Raw genomic sequence first — 20227 nt, forward strand, 5'->3', positions numbered from 1 at the left:
CAGCATCACCGCTAGGTCATCCGCCACCATGATCGGTATCCAAACTGCGTTCGAGGAGTTTCATGCGATCGACGATCGAGAAAAAGAAGGCCGTGGACCAGCCGATCAGGATGATACCGCTCGCGCCCTCGATCGCACCGAGGACGCGCAGCCCCGGGGGCAGGACGAGATCGCCATAGCCTATCGTGACATAGGTCGATGTCGAGAAATAGAGCGCATGCTCGAAGTCTGTGAAAGCGCCGAGCAGCTGGTAAATGCCTGCCCAGATCCAGATTTCGGCCGAGTGCAGCGCGAATAGCCCGAAGGCGGCGACGAGGATCGCGCCGCCGTTGAGAAGAATGACGAGATAACGCCGCGAAGCACGCCGATAGCGGCGCAGAATGGCGAGCAACAGTGCCAGGCCGGCGAGATGCACGACGACCGTGACGCCGACGACGAGCGTGGCGAGAGCCAGCTGATGGGCGAGCGTCACGGACTGCGCGGGGCGGCCGCCTCTATCATGGGAGGCCTATGCCCCTCGCCGATGTTGCGGCGGGGCCACGCCATCAGGCCGCAACGTCCGTAGTGGCCCGCTTGGACACCCCCGGTCGCTCACCGTCATAGACGAACTCCGCTCCGCGCAGGTCGATGCGCGGGAAAGCGTCCTTCTCCGCCCAATAATCCTGATTGTGGCGCCATTCGGGTTTGTCACCGCGGCGCGGCATCGCGCCCAGCCCACGCATCAGATAGCCCGGATTGAAATTATCCTCCTCGATCCACGGCAGGATCTGCATGCCCTCATCCTCGGGCCTGAGCGCGACCTCGACCCTCCTCGCACCGATGTCGTCCATATGGTTGAGGAGGTTGCAGACAAAGTCTCCCATCATGTCGACCCTGAGGGTCCAGCTGGCGCGAAAATAGCCCATGACCCAGGCAAGGTTGGGCACGCCGGTCATCATCATCCCGCGATAGGTGATCGTCTTCGCCCAATCGACGGGTGCGCCGTCGATATCGAACGGGATCCCGCCCATCACCGACAGATTGAATCCGGTCGCGGCCACGATGATGTCGGCCTCGATCTCCTCGCCGCCGACCGTGCGGACACCCGTCGCAGTAAAATGGTCGATCGTATCGGTGACGACCGTCAGCTTTCCCTGGGTCGCCGCCTTGAAGATGTCGCCTTCGGGACAGAAGGCGAGCCGCTGCTGCCACGGGCGGTATTTCGGCGTGAAATGCGGCTCGAATTTGAAGTCGGGATCGCCCGAATAACCCCGGATCAGCGCTTTCAGATCCTCGAACACCGCGTCGGGCTCGGATTGGCACCGCCGTGTCATCAGATCCTGGTCGTGCATGATCTGTGCCCGCACGACGCGGTGGACCGTGGGCTCGTCGATTCCGACCTCGCGAAGCCGATCGGCAAGTTCGTTCCTGTTCTCGCTGCAGTAGAAATAGGTCGGCGAACGCTGGAGCATCGTCACATGCGCCGCCTTTTCGGCGAAGGCCGGCACGATGGTCGCAGCCGTCGCACCCGACCCGATGACGAGTATGCGCTTGCCCGCATAATCGATCGCCGAATCCCAGAGCTGGGCATGGATGAACTGCCCCTCATAATCCGAAAGTCCCGGCCAATCGGGGATATAGGGCTTCTCATGATCATAATAGCCCTGGCACATCCACAGGAAGCCGGCCGTGAAGGTAACCGGCGCGCCATCCGACGCGCGCACCGCCTCTATCGTCCAGTGATTGGCGGCGCTCGACCAGTGGCAGGCGGTAATGCGATGGCCATAATGGATATGGACCCCGATCTCGTTCTCCTCGATCACCTCGCCCATATATTTGAGGATTTCGGCGCCGCTGGCGATCGGCGCGCCCACCCAGGGCTTGAAGCGATAGCCGAAGGTGTAGAGGTCCGAGTCCGATCGCACGCCGGGATATCTGTGCGTGTCCCATGTCCCGCCGAAGGTCGGTTTCGCCTCGAGGATCGCGTAACTCTTCCCCGGGCACTGCTGCTGGAGATGATAGGCCGAACCGATGCCCGAGATGCCGGCACCAACGATCAACACGTCGACATGGATTGGACGGGGCTGGCTCGCGCGCCCTCGGTGCCTGATTTCCGCCATCGACAGCTCCCTTCACTTCTATCTTTGGAAAGGCATGAACACCGCATCGGCAAAGGTCATTGACCTTGGTCAACCAGGCCGTCGCCTCATCTGCTCTGGGATTTGCCGCACCCGCGTGGGCGGCGCCGGTCAGAGCCGGAAGAGAAAGAACCAGACCGAGCCCAGAATGACGAAGGCGAAATAGACGAGCCACAGTCGGAGCGAAGCCGCGTGCTCGCGGTCACGCTCAATCGGATCCTCGGGGTTCGATGGCGCCACTTTCAGGACCCCTTGCGTGCAAATCTGCGCGCCGCGAGGAGGCCAGCGGTAAGAATGGGGACCAGCGCCGCCGCCGCGCGAAGCTTGGGCGATCGCGAAACGCGGCCGATCTTCTTGCGCATCCGGCGCGGCACGCCGAGTTTCGCAAGCGACTTGTCGACATCGGGCATATCCATATTGGCCTCCTTCACCTTAAGCGTGGTCAGAGATTGAGCGAAAGCGTCAGACCGCGAAATACGTAGATTCCGCACATGGCCGGGGAACGAAGGGCGCGTTACCTTTCAGCCATAGCTGCGCGGCGGCGCCGAAGACTGGCGGGCAGAACCGCTCGCAGCGATGATTGGGAGAGGGGATCGATGCCGACAAACAGCTGCGACTGCCAGTGATAGCGCGAAGCGCCGGGATACTGCTTTATCGGCTGAAGGGCGGGAGCGCGGAAGTCTTGCTCGTCCATCCCGGCGGACCCTATTGGCGTGGGCGCGACCGCGGCGCCTGGCAGATACCGAAGGGAGGAATTGGGGCGGGTGAAAACGCGGAGGCTGCCGCCTTGCGCGAAGCTCAGGAAGAGCTTGGCATATCGCTGCAAGGTACGCTTGTTCCGCTGGGCCCGCTCCGGCAGGCTGGCGGAAAGATCGTCGAAGGCTTCGCGCTCGAGCAGGATCTCGATGCTACTGCGGTCGTGAGCAATCGCTTCGAGATCGAGTGGCCACCGCGCAGCGGCCTGTACCAGTCGTTTCCCGAAATCGACGCGGCGCGATGGTTCACGGCGGCGGAGGCTGCGGCCATGATACTTCCAAGCCAGCAGCCTTTTGTCGACCGGCTCGCCGATTATCTGGCGCTTCGACACTGACGCAAAAGCGGCCGCCCGTCTTCGAGGGCGGCCGCAAAGCGTATTTTCGGGATCGCTCCGCTCAAAGGGCGATCGTGATATTATCCTCGACCCGGGTGACCCCCGGCGCCGACCATGCGGCCCTCTCGGCGACCCCGCGCTCGGCCCATGCCCTGACCTTGCCGCCGAGCTTCACAATTCCCCCTTCGGTGGTCACGGTCACCGCGGCGGCGTCGAGATCGGCCTGGCGTTTGAAGGCCGAAACGATCCGCTCCTTCACGTCGGCGGGCGCCGGGTGCTGCTTGACCTCGATCAGGTTGCTCACGCCCGCGACGCCGGTAACGCGGCTGGCGGCCCGGAAGGCTTCCTTGCGTTGATAGTCCCAGTCGACCATGCCGCTCAGCGTCACCCGGCCCCGCTCGACCTTGACCTGAACCCTGTCGGTCGGGATCGACACCGTCCAAGCCATCATGTCGAGCAGGCGCCTGGCGATTTCATGATCGGCCATCTTGGGCTCGGACGCGAAATGGACCTTGATCTCTTCGGCGATCGCCCGGACGCCGGCGACGCGGCGCGTCGCCTTCTCGGCGGCGATCTTCTCCGGATAGGTTTTCACGTAACCCGAGAGAGTGACGACGCCATCTGTTACGGCGACGCCGATATCCGCATGATCGACGCTTGGCTCCCATTCGAGCTCGTCCATCACGTCGCGCTGCAACTGCCCGTCTGTCTTCTTCAACATCATCTGTCTCCTCTTCGTCCGAAGGTCGCAACCCGGCCAAAGGCCGGCAGGACCCGATGGTTCGGTTCGGAGATCTTCGCCTTCCCCGCGCACCGGCCCAATTCGGAAAACTCCGTAAGGGTAGCGCCTGCCTCCAATGGCATCGTACGTCAGCGAAATATGGGTCGGCTTAAAGGCTCCGGTCAGAGAACCGGACTTTTGCTCCTGCTTTCGATCTCAGCCCCTGAACGGAAGCATGATGGCCGCTCGCGCCGAACAATGGCGTAGAGACATCGCCGGCACGGCGATGCAATCGAAGACTCCATGATCCGGTACGATAAAAGCTTTCGAAGAGTGGCATTCTGCCTCGCCGGGCCGGCGGGATTTGTCGATGCCATCGGGTTTCTCAGGTCGGGCGGGCGCCTCGATCACGATCTTCCACCGCGACGGAGAGGTCCGTATCAGCGTCACCTTCATGACCGGCACCTTGGCCAAACTCGGCCATAGGTTTGCGGTGCGGCATTGGGCGGTAGCCCGACGGCCTGGAATCCATACCTGCTGCTTTGGCTAGCCCTCGTCGGCGGAGGCATTTTCGGCTCGGCCAGCCATGCTTGGTCTCCCGACGCAAGATCGGGTTCGCCGCCGCCTTCGCTCTCGCCCTCGTTCCCGTAAGGCAAGGGTTGACCGCCACCTTGTCGCCCTGAGCTGACCGGCTGCGGTCAGTCCGCTTTTTGGCACGGATCGCAAAAAGCGGACGTACGCCGCTGACCCAGATGGGATGGCAGGAAACGACCGGGTCGCGGACATTCAAATCCGAGCATAGCGCATCCGAAAGAGAAGACTGTCTTTTAGAACATAGTGGCGAAACAATGCTGCTGCTGCGTGGAAACCGATTAGCCAATATCCGATTGTGCCGCCCAGGCCGTGGAGGTCTTCGACCTCTTCCGCCAGTGCATGGTTTGGGGCCGCCAAGGGCGGCAGCTCCAAACCGAAGAAGGGAATGGGTTTGCCCTCAGCGCTGAGGATGAGCCAGCCGGCGATCGGCATTCCGATCATCAGAAGATATAGAGCAAAGTGAGTGGCGTTTGCGATCAGTTTCCGCCAGCCCGGCCCTTCCAAAGGCGCTGGTGCCGGCCATATGAGCCGCGCCATGATCCTGAGCCAGACGAGTCCGAAGACGGATAGTCCAAGCATGAAGTGCCAGTTCTTGAGCGCTTCACGGGACACACTGCCTTTTGGCCAGAATTCCCGTAGCTCGATAGCGGCGTAGACCGCAGCGATGACCAGCACCGTAAGCCAGTGGAGGATTATCGATGGCCGACTGTAAGAATCGGATTTTTTCTCAATCGTCATGGCGGCGCTCCTGCGATCACATTGCCCTGTATGAATTCTCGCTACATTGATCTGCATCAATCCGCGCGGATCGCTATGCGGTAAGCTTTTTACCCCGTTTGGGCCAACCCCTGACCTGACACCGGTCAAGGCCCCGCTACAAAATGACCTGGCCGCAAAGGGACCGTCCGCTCTTGAACCGCTTTGCGGCCAGGCGGCTTTTGGAACACAGTGCACAGAAGCAGCCCTGACGGCCCGATCAAGGTTTCTCCGCCACCCCGTGAGGAAGCGCTGGCCAACTTCTGTGGGTCCACGCAACGACCACCGCCGTCCATAGGCTGCCACTTTCTTCGTGCTGTCTCCGCGACTATGACGGACCCATGCCACGCCGAATGACGATAGCCGGACAGATCGAACAATTGATAGGGAACCTCGGTGGCTCGCCCATCTGCGACGACTGCGTCACCGATCGGCTGAACCTGTCGGTTCGAAGCCAGGCCAATGTCGTAACCCGCGAACTCGGCCAGCGCGAGGAATGTAACCGCGCCAAGACCTTATGCGGGCAATGCGGCGTGCTCAAGACGGCCATTCAGATCAGAATATAGGGGTCGATTGTCGGCAGATGCTCAATTTCTGTCGCGAGCCAAAGCGAGGCGATCGACAGCGACTGCGCTTCTTGAAAGTCGCTATCGAAACTGTCGCCAAGCCTTTCATCGCGCGATTTGATGCCGTCCGATATTTCGTTCGCCAAAAGCAAAAAGGATATCGGATGGATGCGATCGAGATCGCCGGCGGTCTGCAATAGCGCGGCAGGATCCGAAGGGAGCCGCCCATCCCTGAATGCGAAGATGATCCGGTTCATCCCTATCTTCATGGGAAGATCGATCGTACATTCGAAATGCTCTCTTATGCGAGCCAGGATAGAGCCGTGCTTCCAGTAATCATCGCACAGGTTGACGACGAGAATGCCGCCAGGCTTCAACCGCGAATGGCAATCACGATAGAAACTTGAAGAACAGAGCTGCGCAGGCTGTCCGTCCTTGTCGAAGCCATCGACAAGCAAGACATCGCAGCTTCGTGTATCCCGCCTCACGAATTCCGCGCCATCATCGCAGACGATCTCGAAGCGCTCGCTCTCGGGCGGCATGAAGAATTGCTCCCGGACCGCAATGACGTCGGGGTCGATCTCGACCGCGACGATCGACGCCTCCGGAAGATATCGGTGGCAGTATTTTGCCAGCGATCCGCCGCCGAGCCCGATGATCTCGATGGTCCCCGGAGAGGGATGGAACAGGAGGAACCCCATCATCCGGCGCGTATAGTCGAGGATCAACATGTCCGGATCGTCGATACTCATCGCGCTTTGCACGAAAGCCCAGTTTGCGAGGAGGCTCCGTATATTGCCCAGCTCGAAGACGAGCGGGGCGGCGAGTTCGCCCGGCTCCATCGGAGACGCGCGATGATGTTCGGTCCCATATCGTTCAAAATAACGCTGTTCGCGGTCGATATCGTCGAGATGATCGAGAAAGCGATCGAGTTCGGTTTCCGCTTGATCGATGCTCCGGCAATCTGCCCCTGTTTCGAGTTCGCAAGCGATCTCGACCTCGAAATCTTCCGCGGACCTATCTGTCATGGTCGCGGCGCTCGTTCTGCCGATCATGCGATCGTCCGCCCGCAATGGTGACGCCGATAAACAGGGCGAGAAGCAAGACGGAGACGAGAATGATCAGGAATATCGTCATGCGCACTTCCCGCAAGGATGTGTCGATTGCCCGAAGGCCAGGCTGCCGGTCGCCTCCGAACGCCAGACAAACCCCGTCGGGGTCATGATCACCGCGGCCGGGATCATTGGCTTTGCCGCTGCTCGAACTGCAGTGCCTTCTGATACATCTCGCGCCATGCAACGGCCGCACGAAGGGCCCGGTCCCGTACGTTCGGAAGCGACGCCTCGTTCGCTTCCGTCTGACACGCCTGCATGCGAGCCAGATAGAAGCGGCTGTTCCGTGCGGTCGGTTTGAGATTCTGGGAAATCATGTCGCAAGTTCCGTTTCTCGGTATTGTGGTGGAACGTCATCGCGAGGCCCGGTCGATCCGGCCCCGGCAGGCCGGCGGAACTTTGCGGCTCCACCGATCGGCCCGGCGACGAGCCACGCGCCGCTGCCGCCACGACAAGGCTTCGCAAGCGGAAAACCTAGCGCTTGCGCACGAACTCGGCGCGCAAGACGAGCCCCCTGATGCTCTCGTGACGGCAATCGATCTCCTGCGGATCGCCCGTCAGGCGGATCGACTTGATGACCGTCCCCACCTTGAGCGTCTTGCCGGCCCCCTTGACCTCGAGATCCTTGATCAGTGCGACGCTGTCGCCATCCTCGAGCAGGTTCCCGACCGCGTCGCGAACCTCGACCTGCGAGGCCGCGGCCTTGCGTTCCGCAAGCTCCGACGCCGGCATCCACTCGCCGCTTTCCTCGTCATAGGCATAGTCGTCACTGTCACTCATTTCATTCTCCAGACTTGGTCAGAATTGGGTTTCCCGGCCGCCGGCCGATCGAGAAACGGCGCGTGCGAATGGCCTGCCGCTCACAGGGGCCGCTGTCATTTCGCACCCGCGAGATCGATCGCAAGCGCCTGCGCGCCCGCATAATCGGCCGCATAGGCGATGCGGCCCGCCGCTTCGCCAAGGCCGATCCGCCCGAGCATCGCCCGCGGCTGGGGCTGCACCCCCGAGACAATCACCCGCGCGCCCGCCAGCCGGGCCTGTTCGACAAATTCCTCAAGTGCCTGCGCGCCGCTCGCATCGAGGAGCGGTACGAGCCGCATGCGCAAGATGATGACGCGCGGCGACTGCCCGACGCGGCGCAGCGTGTCGAGCAGCTCACCCGCGACCCCGAAAAAGAAGGGACCGGCGATCCGGAACACCTCGACGCCCGGCGGCAGGTCATCGCGCTGGTCGAGATCTTCGGCATCGAGTTCGGCGTCGCGCCGCCCGCTTCGATCGACCTCGACCGCTTCGGCCATACGCGCCATGAAAAGCAGCGACGCGAGCGTCACCCCGACCGCGATCGCCACCGTCAGATCGACGAGGACTGTCAATCCGAAGGTGATGAGCAGCACCGCCCGGTCGCTGTTCGGCATCCGCAGCAGCGCGAGGAAGCGCTGATACTCGCTCATGCCCCAGGCGACCATGAACAGGATCGCGGCGAGCGCCGCCATCGGCACATAGGCCATCAGGTCCGTGCCGAAGAGGATGAAGACGAGCAGAAAGGCCGCGTGCATCATGCCCGCGACGGGCGTCTTCGCACCCGACCGGATATTGGTCGCGGTGCGCGCAATCGCTCCGGTGGCCGGGAGGCCGCCGAACAGCGCCGAACCGAGGTTGGCGACGCCCTGCCCGACCAGTTCCTGGTTCGAACGATGCCGCGTACCGGCCATGCCGTCGGCGACGACTGCGGACAGCAGCGCCTCGATCCCGGCGAGAAAGGCGATCGTGAAGGCCGACGGCAGGACGGCATTGATCTTGACGAGCGAGATGTCGGGAAACGAGGGCAACGGAAGGCCCGCCGGAATGTCGGGAAAGCGCGATCCGATCGTGTCGACCGGCAGGTTCAGAAGCGGGACGGCGAGCGAGGTCACGACCACCGCGATCAGGAAGCCCGGCAGCCGCGGCGCGAATTTGCGGAGCGCGATAATGATCGCCAGCGCGCCGCCGCCGATTCCGATCGCGGCCCAGTTCGCGCTGGGCAGCGCCCCCAGATAAGCCTGCCACTTGGGGAGGAAGTCGGCGGGCACCTTGTCGATGGCGAGGCCGAGGAAATCCTTGACCTGGCTCGAGGCGATGATGACCGCGATCCCCGCGGTGAAGCCGGTCACCACCGGATGCGGGATATATTTGATCATCTGGCCGAAACGGAGCAGTCCCGCCGCGATGAGGATGAGCCCGGCGAGCAAGGTCGCGATCAACAGGCCGTCATAGCCGTGGCTCGCGATGACGTTGAAGATCACGACGACGAAGGCGCCGGTCGGCCCGCCCACCTGCACGCGCGATCCGCCGAGCGCCGAGATCAGGAAACCCGCGACGACGGCTGTAATCAGCCCCTTGTCGGGCGAGGCGCCGCTGGCGATACCGAGTGCCATGGCAAGCGGCAACGCGACGATGGCAACTGTCAGACCCGCGATCGCATCGGCGCGAAATGTGGCGACGGAATAACCCTCGCGAAAGACCGTGAAGAGCTTCGGCGTATAGGCCTCGGACTTCACCGGATTGCGGGCCGGCTCGGAAATTTGGCGGACAGAAGCGCGCGGCCGGGCGCCTTGGGATCGGCGTCGGCGGGCTCGCGAAGCCGCACGCCGCGCCCGGATCCGACACTCGATGAATATTCGCCGACCAGTTCGATGCCGGCGCTTTCCAGCGCCGTAATCACCTTCACCAGCGTATCGACGACACCGCGGACCTGGCCGTTCGACGCCTCCATGCGCTGGATCGTCGGAAGCGAGAGACCCGCGAGTTCGGCAAGCTCGCGCTGGTCGATCCCGAGGAGCGCGCGCGCCGCGCGCATCTGCTGCGATGTGATCATATCGACTCCAATGATGTTTCATACATCATTTATCAATCTTAACATTATGGATCGATGCTGTATATATACATCATGCTCGCCATTATATCGAATATGCTTGCTTTGGCGGGAGCCGCTCGCTGCTCCCACCTTCGCGCAGGAGGCGGCTGATGCCCGATTTCATGCAAACGCCTCTGGATCGCTCTTATCGTGCGGACAACGCCCGAAAATTACCGATCTCCGCCAATCACGGGAATCCTAAGACGGAAAGCGCGGAGCTTCCTGCCTCGGCCTGGAAAGCGATGCTCCGCGGCGCGCGCGGTCGCTGTCCCCGCTGCAACGAAGCGAAGCTATTTCATCGCTTTCTCAAACCCGTCCTTATTTGCTCCGCGTGCGCGCAAGACTGGACGCATCAGCAAGCCGACGATTTCCCGGCTTATATCGCGATCCTCCTGACGGGGCATATTATGGCGCCGATCATCATTGCACTCGTTCAGGACACGAAGCTGTCGCTCATCGCATTGGCCGCGATAATCGTGACCGCCATGCTCGTTTTGATGATCGGGTTCCTTCAACCCGCCAAGGGCGCGATAATCGCATTGCAGTGGTGGTTCGGCATGCACGGATTCACCACGGAACGACGCGCTCCGGAAAATACCGGTCGCGACAAATGAAGGTTATCGGTGGGCCTGCCCCGATCATGGCCCATCAGGCGGGATTTGAAACCTCCGCGCGGCATCCGAACCGCGACAGCGCGGTTAGTGGCTGATAGCGGACGGGCTGCTATCACATCGGATCTGGCCCAAGCGGCCCCTGATTTTGTTGCCGGAAATTATTGCTCCGCTCTTTCGCCCGTCACTTCCGATATTGCCATTGATACTCCGGAATATTGCCCTTGCGAAGAAAAGCGGCGGTCCAGAAATTGATCTTCAATCCGGGCTTGCCGTCGTAGGCCGCCGACTGCACGAAAGCGTGACCAGGGCACGCCATCGTGTCTGACCGCGAGGTGTCGATCAATTCGAGGCATTGGCCGACGAACCGCGCCGACTTGGGTCCGGTCGATTCCACGCCCGTGATGCGAGCGATGACGGTTCCGGCAGGTGCCGCGATCTTCTTGAGGTAGGGATCAGCGGTGTCGTTCTCCACGATCGTTACCACGCCATTTGCCACGGACAACTTGATCTTGTGGTCGACGCCATACCATTCGCCATCGATCGCCTTCAGCGGATTGGCGGGCAGGTCCGGCACCGTCTGAGCCTGAGCCGGCGATGCCACCAGCGCCATCGCCATAAAAATATTCGCATTTCGCATAAGTTTCCCCCTCTTAATGGAAAAATGCTGCAGCATTCCGCCCGGCCTGGCAATAGCGGCAATCGTTGAGAGGACCGCAGGCGGCTCGCCCTCCCGCACATAAATTGGCCCGTCGCGTCCCATGAGCGACGAACGGTTGGGCGCATCCCATGCCCCTCCGCAACCTTTTGTTAACCTCAAAACCGCATCTTTGCCGCGGGGGGCACTCATACGGCAGCAGCCGAGCGAATGGAGAGTTCGCAGTGCTCGAATTTACGACGAGGCCGACATCGGTCGCCGGGCCGGTCGGGCCGCTGACAATCGACGATTTGCCTTCATCGACGGCAGGCTATTGGGTCGCGCGCCGCAAGGCGGAGTTGCTTGCCGCGATCGATGGCGGGCTAATCGGGCTGGCCGACGCCTGCGCAAGATACCGCCTCAGCGGCGAAGAGCTGGAATCGTGGCGCCGCACCATCGACCGGGCGGGCATACCCGGGCTGCGCGCGACAAAGTTGGGGCGCCTGCGCGATCAGACTGTCGAATAGACTTTTCGTCACCGCCCGCACCCCCACTGCGTGCGGTGTCCAGGGGACGGCGCGAGCAGACTGGTCCCTCTCGCGCCGTCCTTTCACATCAGCGGCATTTCAGTTCACCGCGATCGATAGCCCGGCCGAGCAGCCCGCCGCCGGCCGCGCCGATGATCGTGCCGACCGTGCGGTCACGCCCGCCATCGAGTTCGCGCCCGACGAGCGCACCGACGGCGGCGCCAATGATCAATCCGGTCGTGCCATTCTCGCGGCGGCAGTGGTAGCGGCCATCCTTGCTCCGCCAAATACGGTCGTTGTGCGAAATGCGGCGGGGTTCGTAATAGCGCCCATATCCGTCATAAAGACCACGATCCTTGGCGCGCTTGCCGTGCGCCGGCGCCCAGGGCGGCGGATCCGCCAGCGCCGGGCCGACGGGAACGGCGAGCGCAGCGAGGACCGCGGCGGCGATATATTTTTTCATGACCCGTCTCCTTCAATCATGGACCGGACGTAGCGGCGCGCAGCCGAACCCCGGCTGAACAACCCGCCATGGCTCGGCCGATTGCAGAACGGGTCCTATTTGAACCAACCTGCGGTCGACGTCCAATGCGCGCCAAGGCATCTTTTTTGGCGCAGCGGTACAATTATCACCCGGCCCGCAACATTATATGCGCCGTGCGACCCAGGAGACCTCGTCCTTTCAGAAAACCGAGATCTTCATCTGACGCCCGCACGGTTTCGGCCGCGCGGGCGTCTTTTTTGGCGTCCAAAGATTGGCGATTTGAAGACCAAAGTGGCCGGTTGGATACTGTCCGCTATTAGCCAACGAGTGGGGTAATAGCGGACACTCGGCTAAATTCATCGGATATTTCCGATAGGAATTGACGAGCGTCAACGCATCGGATAATTCCGATGTATGAATATCGATTCCGCGCTTCCCGCTCTCGCCGCTCTCGCCCATCCGACACGTCTCGAAGCCTTCCGCTTTCTTGTCCGGCATGAGCCGGAGGGTCTATCGACCGGTGAACTTGTTGACGCGTCGGGTCTCACGCAGAGCACCTTCTCGACGCATCTCGCTGTGCTCGCGAAAGCCGGTCTCGTAAAATCCGAGAAACTCGGGCGGCAGCAGATACAGCGAGCCGATATCGATACGCTCCGAGAACTGATGCTCTTCCTTGCGAAGGACTGTTGCCAAAGCCGCCCCGAGCTGTGCGAACCGCTTCTGGCCGAACTCACCTGCTGCTGAAGGAACCGGCGTGTGACCGACATCATCATCTACCACAATCCCGACTGCGGCACGTCACGCAACACGCTCGCGCTGATCCGGAATTCCGGGATCGAGCCGCATGTCGTCGAATATCTAAAAACGCCGCCGGCTCGTGCACTGCTCGAACAACTGATCGACCGGGCGGGAATCAAGCCACGCGAATTGCTCCGCGAGAAGGGCACGCCTTATGCAGACCTCGGCCTCGGAAACGAAAGCCTGAGCGATGACATCCTGTTCGATGCGATGATGGAGCATCCCGTCCTCATCAACCGCCCGCTCGTCGTGTCGCCCCTCGGGGTCAGGCTCTGCCGCCCGTCTGAAGCCGTGCTCGACATCCTGCCCGCACGGCAGCTTGGAGCCTTCTCCAAGGAAGATGGCGAACGGGTCGTCGATGCCGCTGGCAATCGCGTCCAGGGATGAGGCCGGCATCTTGACCACTGCCGCCAAACGCGAACGCCTGTCGTTCCTCGACCGCTATCTGACACTCTGGATTTTTCTTGCCATGGGCCTCGGCGTGTTGCTCGGGTCGGCCTTCAAGGGGCTGCCCGCCGCGATCGACGCCATGTCGATCGGAACGACGAACATCCCGATCGCAATCGGCCTCATATTGATGATGTATCCGCCGCTTGCCCGCGTGCGTTACGACGAGCTGCCGCGCGTGTTCGAGGACAAACGCGTTCTGGCGATTTCGCTGATCCAAAACTGGATCATCGGCCCGGCGTTGATGTTCGCGCTCGCGGTCATCTTCCTCTCGGACAAGCCCGAATATATGACAGGCCTGATCCTGATCGGCCTCGCGCGCTGCATCGCAATGGTGATCGTCTGGAACCAGCTCGCGAAGGGCGACAATCAATATGTCGCGGCGCTCGTCGCCTTCAATTCGATCTTCCAGATCCTCTTCTTCAGCATCTACGCCTGGTTCTTCCTGACCGTCCTGCCGCCGCTGTTCGGGCTCGAAGGCAGCGTCATCGACGTGAGCTTCTGGACGATCGCCGAAGCGGTTCTCATCTATCTCGGCATTCCCTTCATTGCCGGCTACCTCACCCGCCGCTTTCTCACGAAGGCGAAGGGAGACGAGTGGTACGAGACGCGCTTCCTGCCCAGGATCGGCCCGATCACGCTCGTCGCGCTGCTGTTCACGATCGTCGCGATGTTCAGCCTCAAGGGCGGCGAGATCGTCACCATCCCTGCCGACGTCGTGCGGATCGCGATCCCGCTCACTATCTACTTCGTCGTCCAATTCCTCATCAGCTTCTGGATGGGCAAGCTCATCGAGGCGGACTATCCGCGCACCACCGCGGTCGCCTTCACCGCCGCAGGCAATAATTTCGAGCTCGCTATCGCGGTGGCCATCGCGGCCTTCGGGCTCGCTTCGCCGGTCGCCTTCGCCGCCGTGATCGGGCCGCTCGTCGAGGTTCCCATCCTCATTCTCCTCGTCGGCGTCGCTTTCCGCCTCGGACGCCGCTGGTTTCCCTCGACCGTTCCTTCACAATCCTGAGTATCATGACAGAACAGACCCATAATCGCCTGCGCACGCTTACCGATCCCGACCGTCTGCCGGCGCTCAGCCCCGAATATCTCCGCGCGCAACCCGCCCTCGGCCTCGGCCCGCTCGATCCGGCGCCGCGCATCCTCCTCCTCTACGGGTCTTTACGCGAACGCTCCTATTCGCGCCTCGTCGTGGAAGAGACGGCGCGCCTGCTCCAGCTCTTCGGCTGCGAGACACGCATCTTCGATCCGTCTGACCTCCCCTTGCCCGATCAGATCGCCGACGACGACCACCCCGCGGTCGAGGAGCTGCGGCAGCATTCGATCTGGTCCGAAGGCCAGGTCTGGTGCAGCCCCGAACGCCATGGCCAGATTACCGGAATCATGAAGGCACAGGTCGACCATCTCCCCCTCGCCTACAAGGGCCTTCGCCCGACGCAGGGCCGCACGCTGGCCGTGATGCAGGTGTCGGCAGGATCGCAATCGTTCAACAGCGTCAACACGCTGCGCGTCCTTGGCCGCTGGATGCGGATGATCACCATTCCCAACCAGTCGAGCGTCGCGAAGGCCTATCAGGAGTTCGACGAGGCCGGCCGGATGCTGCCCTCGAGCTACTACGACCGTATCGTCGACGTCGCAGAGGAGTTGGTGCGCTTCACCGTGCTGACACGCGGTCATGTGGACCAGCTCGTCGACCGCTATTCCGAGCGCAAGGACCGCAAGAAACCAACTGCCACGCCGGCTGAACTAGCCCGGTTGCCGGGGCGCTGAAGAGCCATCGGGACCAGTTTCCGCCCATTGCCCACACTTCGATATGAGTAAAATCGCTTCAGCGATGCCTTGGCACTTCTACATCGCTCACAGCAGTCGTTGCCACCAACCGACGTCGTGCCAAGCATCGAATTTTCGCCCGACCTCACGGTAGATGCCCACCGGCTCGAAGCCCATGGTTTCGTGCAGCCCGACGCTTGCGTCGTTTGGGAGTGCGATGCCAGCAAAAGCCGCGTGATAGCCCAAGCTTGCCGCGTCAGCCAGCAGGCGCGAGTATAGACTTCGCGCTACACCGCGCCGTTGCGCGCCAGGCGCCACATAGACTGCTACATCGACAGATGTCCGGTATGCGGCGCGCGCCCTATGTTCGCTGGCGTAGGCATAACCGACGACCCGCCCATCCACTTCGGCTACCAGATAGGGATAGCGCGGCAGAATAGCGGCGATGCGCCTTTCAATCTCCATAATATCAGGCGGGACTTCCTCGAACGAGATGGTGGTGGCAGTTACATAGGGTGCGTAAATTACTTGAACCGCTGGCGCGTCCCCCATCGTTATTTGACGCACATGCATGTTTGCACCACCTCCGAAGCAGAATTTAATCAGACTGGCCCGCCACGTCCCGGCAATCAAGGCACTGCGTCCACTTAAGCCTGTGAGGAGCGCGGAGGCTGCCTGTACGGAAGCCGCCCACTCCGGCCATTCGCCGCAGATCTGGTCCCATGCAGGATTGGCCGATTTCTGACCGGCAGCTTCCGGCCGCCAATCCGAGGTAGCCGACATTCGCCAGGATCGCATGCGGACGGCGCAAAGCGAACGATTGCAGTGCCCTTCCGACGAAGGTGCGAAACCTGCTCTCCAAACGGTCAGGATGATCGCTTTGAGATCTCGGGTACCAATCGCCGTGAAGTGCGAGCAAAGTCGCACGGCGTAATCATCTCGGCGCCATATGCCCCGGTAGAAACCGGGAATGCCATTTGCTATCCAACGCTCATGCCCCTTCTCCTTGCTGTCGCGCTGATCGCGCCGTCCGTTTCCGAAGCATCCGAAACACCTAACCAGGCCTGCTTCGAGATTTTCGCCGATTCTGAGGGTGAGATGGCCCGTGCGACCGATCCCGCCTGGCGGAAGAAGGCCCTGCCGGAAATCGAGAAACTGCGCGCCGAGAGCGAACGGCGCCGATCCCGGATCGACGGCGAACTCGCAAAACGGGCAAGAGATCGCGACCGGCTGCAACGCGACTACGACCGCGGCGCGATTCACGACGACGACTTCAGATCGGCGCGCTTCGAGCTGGAAACCGAGGTGCGGACCCTCGTCGCCGAGCGCGACGCGAAGCAGATACCGGCCTGCGACTTCTGATCGGCACCCCTAAAGGGGCTTAATTCTGTCCGAACTCGGCCGGTCCAGGAGAACCGGAGTTGCACGTTTGACTTTCGCGCGCCGGCCTGTTTCAGAAAGGCGCGTCATGAGAATCCAGTCCCTTTCGGCTGCGGTGATGTCGAGCTGGCCCCGGTGGATGCCTGTTGCAGGCCTGGTAGCACTTCTGCTGCATCCGGCACAAACGGACGGTATCGCTCTTGCCGGAACAAGCGCGATCCTTGTCGGCTGCATCCTCGCGACGGTCCATCATGGCGAGGTCGTCGCCCACCGGGTAGGAGAGCCGTTCGGCACGCTGATCCTCGCAGGCGCGGTCACCATTATCGAGGCTTCGCTGATTCTGTCCATGATGCTGAGCGGGTCGGCGAATCCGGCCTTGCCGCGCGATACGGTGTTTGCCGCAATCATGCTTATCCTCAACGGCGTTGTCGGCGGATGCCTGTTGGTCGGCGGCATTCGGCACGGCGAGCAGCGTTTCGTGCTCGAAGGAGTCAACGCCGCGCTCTGCGTGCTGGCGGCGATGGCAACGCTGGTACTTGTTCTGCCGAGTGTGAGCGCGAACGCAGCCTCGCCCTCTTATTCCGCCGCGCAGCTTATATTTACCGCGATCGTGTCGACGCTGCTCTACGCAACCTTCGTGTTTGTCCAGACCATCCGCCATCGCGACTATTTCCTGCCTGAAGGCGTAGGCGCGCTGGCCGGCGATGCGCATGCTTCGCCACCCAGCTCGCGCGCGGCGGCACTATCGCTTGGCCTTCTTCTGCTCGCGTTGGTGAGCGTTGTCTTCCTCGCCAAAAGCCTCTCCAAACCGTTCGAAACAGCGATCGCTGCCGCCGCATTGCCGCGCGCGCTTGTCGGCATTGCCGTCGCCGCGCTCGTTCTCGCTCCGGAAAGTCTTGCGGCATTGCGCGCTGCGCGGCGCGACCGCCTCCAGACAAGTCTCAACCTTGCGCTGGGATCGGCGCTTGCGACAATCGGCCTTACGATCCCGACGGTAGCGATTGCGGCACTCGTCATGGGCTGGCCGCTATCCCTCGGCCTCGACCCCAAGGGCATGACACTTCTGGCGCTCTCGCTTGGCGTCGCGATTTTATCTTTCGGAACCGGACGAACCACGATTTTGCAGGGCGCCGTGCATCTCGTACTGTTGGCCGCCTATATTTTTACGACGGTCTTTTCCTGATCGTCCTGAGTTCGCCGTGCCGGGCAAAGTCTGATGATGCGACGGGCCGAAGCAGTGGCGAAGCAAAAAGCTCTTGAAAGTGATTTGGCGCTTCCTAGCTTTTTATCGCCGGGCGCCGAAACCGGGCTCGGTGGGTCAAATGAGAGCGCCGGCTCTCTCCGGCGCGTCTCATGCCCAAATTGCTCACTTAGGAGGATTTGGAAAATGAGAAGCAGCTTTGATTTTGCGCCTTTCCGGCGCTCCACGGTCGGTTTCGACCGCCTGTTCGATCTCCTCGAGACCGATCAGCGCGGCGACGGCAGCGAAGGCTATCCGCCCTTCGACCTCTCGCGGCGGGGCGAGGACAGCTACCGCATCACGCTAGCGGTGGCGGGCTTCCGCCCCGAGGATATCGAGGTGGTCGCCCAGCAGAACCAGCTCACCATCAGCGGCAAGCGCGGCGAAGAGAAGGACGAGGAGCAGTATCTCCACCGCGGGATCGCGGCTCGCCCCTTTGAACGGCGCTTCCAGCTTGCCGACTATGTCGAAGTCGAATCCGCCGGTTTCGACAATGGTCTGCTGCGGATCGATCTGCAGCGCGTCGTCCCCGAGGCGATGAAGCCGCGCAAGATCGAGATCGGCGGCAGCTCGCCCGCCCAGGATCGCCTCGCAGCCCCGCGGGAGAAAGACCGCGAATCGGCCTGATCGAGGCCACCGGCTCGCCGCCGATGACGGCGGCGAGCCTTGCTGAACCCTCTAGCCAGAAAGGAGATGACATCATGTCTATTCGTGATCTGATTCCCTGGAGCCGGCAGGAGAACCGGCTCCCCGTCGCGGTGCGCGCCGAGCAGGGGCGGGGCGATCATCCGCTCCTCTCGCTTCACCGCGACGTCAACCGGCTGTTCGACGATGTCTTTCGCGGCTTCGGCCTGTCGTCGTTCGGCGGTCTCGGCCGCGAACCCGCGTGGCCGAACCTCGAGTTCGGCGAGACCGACAAGGAGGTCCGCATCGTCGCCGAGCTCCCCGGGCTGGACGAGAAGGATGTCGACATCAGTGTCGAGGAAGGCGTGCTGACGCTTCGCGGCGAGAAGAAGTCCGAAGTCGAAGACAAGGACCGCGGCTATAGCGAACGCAGCTACGGCCGCTTCGAGCGGCGGATCGGTCTCCCGCGCGGTGTCGAACGCGACAAGGCGAGCGCGACCTTCAGAAATGGCGTGCTCACGGTCACCCTGCCGAAGGCGGAGGCGGCGAACGAAAATGTCCGCCGTATCCCGATCAATGGACAGGCGGCGTGACGGGCAGGTCCGGGACTTCGGTCCCGGGCCGGGCTACGGGGGCGCGTCGCCCCCCTCGCCGGCAAATGATAATTGTGCATCGGTCGGCCATCGCGCCAGCATGTTGCCGCCCGATGCATGGGCGATTATCGAGCCTGTGCCCCTTCGTGTAAACCAGTCGGGCCGCGCGCATGCCGGACTGTGGCGGTTGCGCTTCGGCCCGCGCTGGGTTCCACGGGCCGATCCGCTGACCGGATGGACCGGCGGCGGCGATCCCCTCGGACAGATCGAACTTCGCTTCGCGAACCGCGATGCGGCCGAGCTTTACTGCCGGCGAGCGACTATCCCGTTCGAGATACGGGGCTCGTCTGAAGTACGCCGGCCAGCCATGCCCTGCTTGACTAGCGAAGCGCCGCCCCGGCTTTGTTGCTCGCCAACTGGTCCGCACGCTTTGCGCTGCGGCGATTATCCGATCGGCGCGCACCGCGAAACACAGGCCAGGCCGGACGCGGCGAGTCATTCTGCATTCAGTTTCGCAGGATAGATTTTGGCTTCCATCATCAACAGAGGAGGACGATTGATGCGTAAAATCCGTACGGCCGTCTTCGCCGGTGTCGCGGCTCTTGCAGCCGCAGGCACGGCGTTGGCGGCACCTGCCGAAACCCGTGTGATGAAGGTCGGTCTGCCCGATGGCTCGATCGCGCGGATCGAATATCGAGGCGAGATCGCGCCGAAGGTTGTCGTGGCGCCCGCGGCACGCTTCGTTCCGGTCCAGTGGATCGACCCGTTCGACGCGGCCCCCTTCGCGATGTTCGACCGGATCGCGGCGGCAATGAACCGGCAAAGCGACATGATGATGCGGCATATGCTCGCGCTGCAATCTCAGCCGAATCCGCTCGGAGAGATCAACCTCGCCAGCCTCGGCTCGCTGCCGGCCGGAACCGTAAGCTATCGTTACGTAGCGACCAGCAGCGGAGCGGGAACCTGCAGCCGCAGCGTCGAGGTCACTTCGCACGGGTCCGGACAGAAGCCCAAGGTCGTGTCGAGGAGCTCCGGCGACTGCGGGGGCATGTTGTCGGACCCGACCGCCGAAGAGACCGAGGTCGCGATCGAACACCCGGCGCAATACACGACCTAGAGCCACCGGGAGCGCGGAGCGGCGCATCACGCGCTGCTCCCCCTTTGGGCTTTTGTTCTCTTTTGCGCCGTAAAAAATGGAACATGAGACGACGGAAACGCGTTTTATTTTACCCGCCGCTCACGGGCTTGCCCAATCGGG

Annotated in this window: 30 protein-coding genes; 15 read left to right on the top strand and 15 right to left on the bottom strand. The window is 62.2% G+C overall.

Annotation, left to right across the window (positions count from 1 at the left end):
- Positions 1–16: 16 nt before the first annotated feature.
- The 4 genes from SC1_RS17620 to SC1_RS22295 all read right to left on the bottom strand — a co-directional run bounded on the left by SC1_RS17620 (position 17) and on the right by SC1_RS22295 (position 2533).
- Positions 17–472: a potassium channel family protein gene (locus tag SC1_RS17620; RefSeq protein WP_062185559.1), complete on the bottom strand. Its 456-nt coding sequence runs from the start codon at positions 470–472 to the stop codon at positions 17–19.
- A 73-nt stretch (positions 473–545) separates the two neighbouring features.
- Positions 546–2099 (bottom strand): NAD(P)/FAD-dependent oxidoreductase, encoded by a 1554-nt coding sequence (locus SC1_RS17625; protein ID WP_062185561.1) that lies wholly within the window; start codon positions 2097–2099, stop codon positions 546–548.
- Between the two features lie 129 nt (positions 2100–2228).
- On the bottom strand, positions 2229–2357 hold the full coding sequence (locus tag SC1_RS22585; protein ID WP_274520277.1) for a hypothetical protein: 129 nt from the start codon (positions 2355–2357) through the stop codon (positions 2229–2231).
- Between the two features lie 2 nt (positions 2358–2359).
- Positions 2360–2533: a hypothetical protein gene (locus tag SC1_RS22295; protein WP_156419645.1), complete on the bottom strand. Its 174-nt coding sequence runs from the start codon at positions 2531–2533 to the stop codon at positions 2360–2362.
- A gap of 206 nt (positions 2534–2739) precedes the next feature.
- Here SC1_RS22295 and SC1_RS17630 point away from each other — a divergent pair, with 206 nt between their 5' ends.
- Positions 2740–3207 (top strand): NUDIX domain-containing protein, encoded by a 468-nt coding sequence (locus SC1_RS17630; protein ID WP_062186925.1) that lies wholly within the window; start codon positions 2740–2742, stop codon positions 3205–3207.
- Positions 3208–3268: 61 nt separating this feature from the next.
- Here the strand turns inward: SC1_RS17630 and SC1_RS17635 are convergent, their stop codons facing one another.
- The 3 genes from SC1_RS17635 to SC1_RS17640 all read right to left on the bottom strand — a co-directional run bounded on the left by SC1_RS17635 (position 3269) and on the right by SC1_RS17640 (position 5260).
- Complete coding sequence (locus tag SC1_RS17635) at positions 3269–3928, bottom strand: BON domain-containing protein (RefSeq protein WP_062185563.1); 660 nt, start codon at positions 3926–3928, stop codon at positions 3269–3271.
- 216 nt (positions 3929–4144) lie between these two features.
- A complete protein-coding gene (locus SC1_RS21990; protein WP_152682483.1) occupies positions 4145–4384 on the bottom strand; it encodes a hypothetical protein in 240 nt (79 codons plus the stop codon).
- Between the two features lie 330 nt (positions 4385–4714).
- On the bottom strand, positions 4715–5260 hold the full coding sequence (locus SC1_RS17640; protein WP_058538779.1) for a cytochrome b: 546 nt from the start codon (positions 5258–5260) through the stop codon (positions 4715–4717).
- A 371-nt stretch (positions 5261–5631) separates the two neighbouring features.
- Between SC1_RS17640 and SC1_RS21995 the strand changes: the two genes are divergently transcribed.
- Positions 5632–5844 (top strand): hypothetical protein, encoded by a 213-nt coding sequence (locus tag SC1_RS21995; RefSeq protein WP_152682484.1) that lies wholly within the window; start codon positions 5632–5634, stop codon positions 5842–5844.
- Here SC1_RS21995 and SC1_RS17645 read toward each other — a convergent pair.
- A complete protein-coding gene (locus SC1_RS17645; RefSeq protein ID WP_062185565.1) occupies positions 5829–6686 on the bottom strand; it encodes a fused MFS/spermidine synthase in 858 nt (285 codons plus the stop codon). The genes SC1_RS21995 and SC1_RS17645 overlap by 16 nt on opposite strands.
- A gap of 12 nt (positions 6687–6698) precedes the next feature.
- Here SC1_RS17645 and SC1_RS22300 point away from each other — a divergent pair, with 12 nt between their 5' ends.
- Positions 6699–6923: a hypothetical protein gene (locus SC1_RS22300; RefSeq protein WP_062185568.1), complete on the top strand. Its 225-nt coding sequence runs from the start codon at positions 6699–6701 to the stop codon at positions 6921–6923.
- 161 nt (positions 6924–7084) lie between these two features.
- Here SC1_RS22300 and SC1_RS17655 read toward each other — a convergent pair whose 3' ends face one another.
- The 4 genes from SC1_RS17655 to SC1_RS17670 all read right to left on the bottom strand — a co-directional run bounded on the left by SC1_RS17655 (position 7085) and on the right by SC1_RS17670 (position 9810).
- On the bottom strand, positions 7085–7273 hold the full coding sequence (locus tag SC1_RS17655) for a hypothetical protein (protein WP_062185570.1): 189 nt from the start codon (positions 7271–7273) through the stop codon (positions 7085–7087).
- Between the two features lie 157 nt (positions 7274–7430).
- On the bottom strand, positions 7431–7736 hold the full coding sequence (locus tag SC1_RS17660) for an alkylphosphonate utilization protein (protein ID WP_062185572.1): 306 nt from the start codon (positions 7734–7736) through the stop codon (positions 7431–7433).
- A 95-nt stretch (positions 7737–7831) separates the two neighbouring features.
- Positions 7832–9493, bottom strand: a complete 1662-nt coding sequence (locus SC1_RS17665; RefSeq protein ID WP_152682485.1) for a SulP family inorganic anion transporter — start codon at positions 9491–9493, stop codon at positions 7832–7834.
- The gene (locus tag SC1_RS17670; protein WP_062186927.1) at positions 9490–9810 is read right to left on the bottom strand and encodes a helix-turn-helix domain-containing protein; all 321 of its coding nucleotides are present in this window, start codon (positions 9808–9810) and stop codon (positions 9490–9492) included. The genes SC1_RS17665 and SC1_RS17670 overlap by 4 nt, the downstream gene beginning before the upstream one ends.
- A gap of 149 nt (positions 9811–9959) precedes the next feature.
- On the opposite strand from SC1_RS17670, the gene SC1_RS17675 reads away from it, so the two are divergent.
- Positions 9960–10463 carry a DUF983 domain-containing protein gene (locus tag SC1_RS17675; protein ID WP_336444415.1) on the top strand — a complete coding sequence of 168 codons (504 nt, stop codon included), beginning with the start codon at positions 9960–9962 and terminating at the stop codon, positions 10461–10463.
- A gap of 181 nt (positions 10464–10644) precedes the next feature.
- On the opposite strand, the gene SC1_RS17680 is transcribed toward SC1_RS17675, so the two are convergent.
- Positions 10645–11079 (bottom strand): hypothetical protein, encoded by a 435-nt coding sequence (locus SC1_RS17680; RefSeq protein ID WP_193749213.1) that lies wholly within the window; start codon positions 11077–11079, stop codon positions 10645–10647.
- 263 nt (positions 11080–11342) lie between these two features.
- Between SC1_RS17680 and SC1_RS17685 the strand changes: the two genes are divergently transcribed.
- Positions 11343–11624 carry a DUF1153 domain-containing protein gene (locus SC1_RS17685; protein ID WP_062185578.1) on the top strand — a complete coding sequence of 94 codons (282 nt, stop codon included), beginning with the start codon at positions 11343–11345 and terminating at the stop codon, positions 11622–11624.
- Positions 11625–11712: 88 nt separating this feature from the next.
- On the opposite strand, the gene SC1_RS17690 is transcribed toward SC1_RS17685, so the two are convergent.
- A complete protein-coding gene (locus SC1_RS17690) occupies positions 11713–12087 on the bottom strand; it encodes a glycine zipper 2TM domain-containing protein (RefSeq protein ID WP_062185580.1) in 375 nt (124 codons plus the stop codon).
- Positions 12088–12522: 435 nt separating this feature from the next.
- On the opposite strand from SC1_RS17690, the gene SC1_RS17695 reads away from it, so the two are divergent.
- The 4 genes from SC1_RS17695 to arsH are packed head-to-tail and all read left to right on the top strand — an operon-like array spanning position 12523 to position 15132.
- The gene (locus tag SC1_RS17695; protein WP_058538767.1) at positions 12523–12852 is read left to right on the top strand and encodes a helix-turn-helix transcriptional regulator; all 330 of its coding nucleotides are present in this window, start codon (positions 12523–12525) and stop codon (positions 12850–12852) included.
- Positions 12853–12864: 12 nt separating this feature from the next.
- A complete protein-coding gene (gene arsC, locus SC1_RS17700) occupies positions 12865–13293 on the top strand; it encodes an arsenate reductase (glutaredoxin) (RefSeq protein ID WP_062185582.1) in 429 nt (142 codons plus the stop codon).
- Complete coding sequence (arsB, locus tag SC1_RS17705; RefSeq protein WP_193749214.1) at positions 13265–14371, top strand: ACR3 family arsenite efflux transporter; 1107 nt, start codon at positions 13265–13267, stop codon at positions 14369–14371. The genes arsC and arsB overlap by 29 nt, the downstream gene beginning before the upstream one ends.
- Before the next feature lie 5 nt (positions 14372–14376).
- Positions 14377–15132: an arsenical resistance protein ArsH gene (gene arsH / locus SC1_RS17710; RefSeq protein ID WP_062185584.1), complete on the top strand. Its 756-nt coding sequence runs from the start codon at positions 14377–14379 to the stop codon at positions 15130–15132.
- Between the two features lie 87 nt (positions 15133–15219).
- On the opposite strand, the gene SC1_RS17715 is transcribed toward arsH, so the two are convergent.
- Complete coding sequence (locus SC1_RS17715) at positions 15220–15915, bottom strand: arsinothricin resistance N-acetyltransferase ArsN1 family B (RefSeq protein ID WP_238586767.1); 696 nt, start codon at positions 15913–15915, stop codon at positions 15220–15222.
- A 210-nt stretch (positions 15916–16125) separates the two neighbouring features.
- On the opposite strand from SC1_RS17715, the gene SC1_RS17720 reads away from it, so the two are divergent.
- From SC1_RS17720 to SC1_RS17745, 6 genes are all read left to right on the top strand, one after another.
- Complete coding sequence (locus SC1_RS17720) at positions 16126–16494, top strand: hypothetical protein (protein ID WP_062185588.1); 369 nt, start codon at positions 16126–16128, stop codon at positions 16492–16494.
- Positions 16495–16600: 106 nt separating this feature from the next.
- The gene (locus SC1_RS17725; RefSeq protein WP_238586768.1) at positions 16601–17695 is read left to right on the top strand and encodes a calcium:proton antiporter; all 1095 of its coding nucleotides are present in this window, start codon (positions 16601–16603) and stop codon (positions 17693–17695) included.
- 204 nt (positions 17696–17899) lie between these two features.
- Positions 17900–18379 (top strand): Hsp20 family protein, encoded by a 480-nt coding sequence (locus SC1_RS17730; protein ID WP_062185590.1) that lies wholly within the window; start codon positions 17900–17902, stop codon positions 18377–18379.
- 74 nt (positions 18380–18453) lie between these two features.
- On the top strand, positions 18454–18969 hold the full coding sequence (locus tag SC1_RS17735) for an Hsp20/alpha crystallin family protein (RefSeq protein ID WP_062185592.1): 516 nt from the start codon (positions 18454–18456) through the stop codon (positions 18967–18969).
- A gap of 100 nt (positions 18970–19069) precedes the next feature.
- The gene (locus SC1_RS17740; protein WP_193749215.1) at positions 19070–19492 is read left to right on the top strand and encodes an NADH dehydrogenase ubiquinone Fe-S protein 4; all 423 of its coding nucleotides are present in this window, start codon (positions 19070–19072) and stop codon (positions 19490–19492) included.
- 36 nt (positions 19493–19528) lie between these two features.
- Complete coding sequence (locus tag SC1_RS17745; RefSeq protein ID WP_056369390.1) at positions 19529–20086, top strand: hypothetical protein; 558 nt, start codon at positions 19529–19531, stop codon at positions 20084–20086.
- The last annotated feature ends 141 nt before the right edge of the window (positions 20087–20227 follow it).

The organism is Sphingopyxis sp. C-1, assembly GCF_001047015.1.
Classification (GTDB): Bacteria; Pseudomonadota; Alphaproteobacteria; order Sphingomonadales; family Sphingomonadaceae; genus Sphingopyxis.

Coding starts and splice junctions, on each gene's coding strand:
- SC1_RS17725 (WP_238586768.1), top strand. CDS start 16,601: ATGAGAATCCAGTCCCTTTCGGCTGCGGTGATGTCGAGCTGGCCCCGG.
- SC1_RS17635 (WP_062185563.1), bottom strand. CDS start 3,928: ATGTTGAAGAAGACAGACGGGCAGTTGCAGCGCGACGTGATGGACGAG.
- SC1_RS22300 (WP_062185568.1), top strand. CDS start 6,699: ATGATGTTCGGTCCCATATCGTTCAAAATAACGCTGTTCGCGGTCGAT.
- SC1_RS17660 (WP_062185572.1), bottom strand. CDS start 7,736: ATGAGTGACAGTGACGACTATGCCTATGACGAGGAAAGCGGCGAGTGG.
- SC1_RS17730 (WP_062185590.1), top strand. CDS start 17,900: ATGAGAAGCAGCTTTGATTTTGCGCCTTTCCGGCGCTCCACGGTCGGT.
- SC1_RS17695 (WP_058538767.1), top strand. CDS start 12,523: ATGAATATCGATTCCGCGCTTCCCGCTCTCGCCGCTCTCGCCCATCCG.
- SC1_RS17640 (WP_058538779.1), bottom strand. CDS start 5,260: ATGACGATTGAGAAAAAATCCGATTCTTACAGTCGGCCATCGATAATC.
- SC1_RS17645 (WP_062185565.1), bottom strand. CDS start 6,686: ATGGAGCCGGGCGAACTCGCCGCCCCGCTCGTCTTCGAGCTGGGCAAT.
- SC1_RS17680 (WP_193749213.1), bottom strand. CDS start 11,079: ATGGCGATGGCGCTGGTGGCATCGCCGGCTCAGGCTCAGACGGTGCCG.
- SC1_RS17625 (WP_062185561.1), bottom strand. CDS start 2,099: ATGGCGGAAATCAGGCACCGAGGGCGCGCGAGCCAGCCCCGTCCAATC.
- SC1_RS21990 (WP_152682483.1), bottom strand. CDS start 4,384: ATGAAGGTGACGCTGATACGGACCTCTCCGTCGCGGTGGAAGATCGTG.
- SC1_RS17690 (WP_062185580.1), bottom strand. CDS start 12,087: ATGAAAAAATATATCGCCGCCGCGGTCCTCGCTGCGCTCGCCGTTCCC.
- SC1_RS17735 (WP_062185592.1), top strand. CDS start 18,454: ATGTCTATTCGTGATCTGATTCCCTGGAGCCGGCAGGAGAACCGGCTC.
- SC1_RS17740 (WP_193749215.1), top strand. CDS start 19,070: ATGTTGCCGCCCGATGCATGGGCGATTATCGAGCCTGTGCCCCTTCGT.
- arsB (WP_193749214.1), top strand. CDS start 13,265: ATGCCGCTGGCAATCGCGTCCAGGGATGAGGCCGGCATCTTGACCACT.
- SC1_RS17670 (WP_062186927.1), bottom strand. CDS start 9,810: ATGATCACATCGCAGCAGATGCGCGCGGCGCGCGCGCTCCTCGGGATC.
- SC1_RS17655 (WP_062185570.1), bottom strand. CDS start 7,273: ATGATTTCCCAGAATCTCAAACCGACCGCACGGAACAGCCGCTTCTAT.
- SC1_RS17675 (WP_336444415.1), top strand. CDS start 9,960: ATGCCCGATTTCATGCAAACGCCTCTGGATCGCTCTTATCGTGCGGAC.
- SC1_RS21995 (WP_152682484.1), top strand. CDS start 5,632: ATGACGATAGCCGGACAGATCGAACAATTGATAGGGAACCTCGGTGGC.
- arsH (WP_062185584.1), top strand. CDS start 14,377: ATGACAGAACAGACCCATAATCGCCTGCGCACGCTTACCGATCCCGAC.
- SC1_RS17715 (WP_238586767.1), bottom strand. CDS start 15,915: ATGTCGGCTACCTCGGATTGGCGGCCGGAAGCTGCCGGTCAGAAATCG.
- SC1_RS17745 (WP_056369390.1), top strand. CDS start 19,529: ATGCGTAAAATCCGTACGGCCGTCTTCGCCGGTGTCGCGGCTCTTGCA.
- SC1_RS22295 (WP_156419645.1), bottom strand. CDS start 2,533: ATGGATATGCCCGATGTCGACAAGTCGCTTGCGAAACTCGGCGTGCCG.
- SC1_RS17720 (WP_062185588.1), top strand. CDS start 16,126: ATGCCCCTTCTCCTTGCTGTCGCGCTGATCGCGCCGTCCGTTTCCGAA.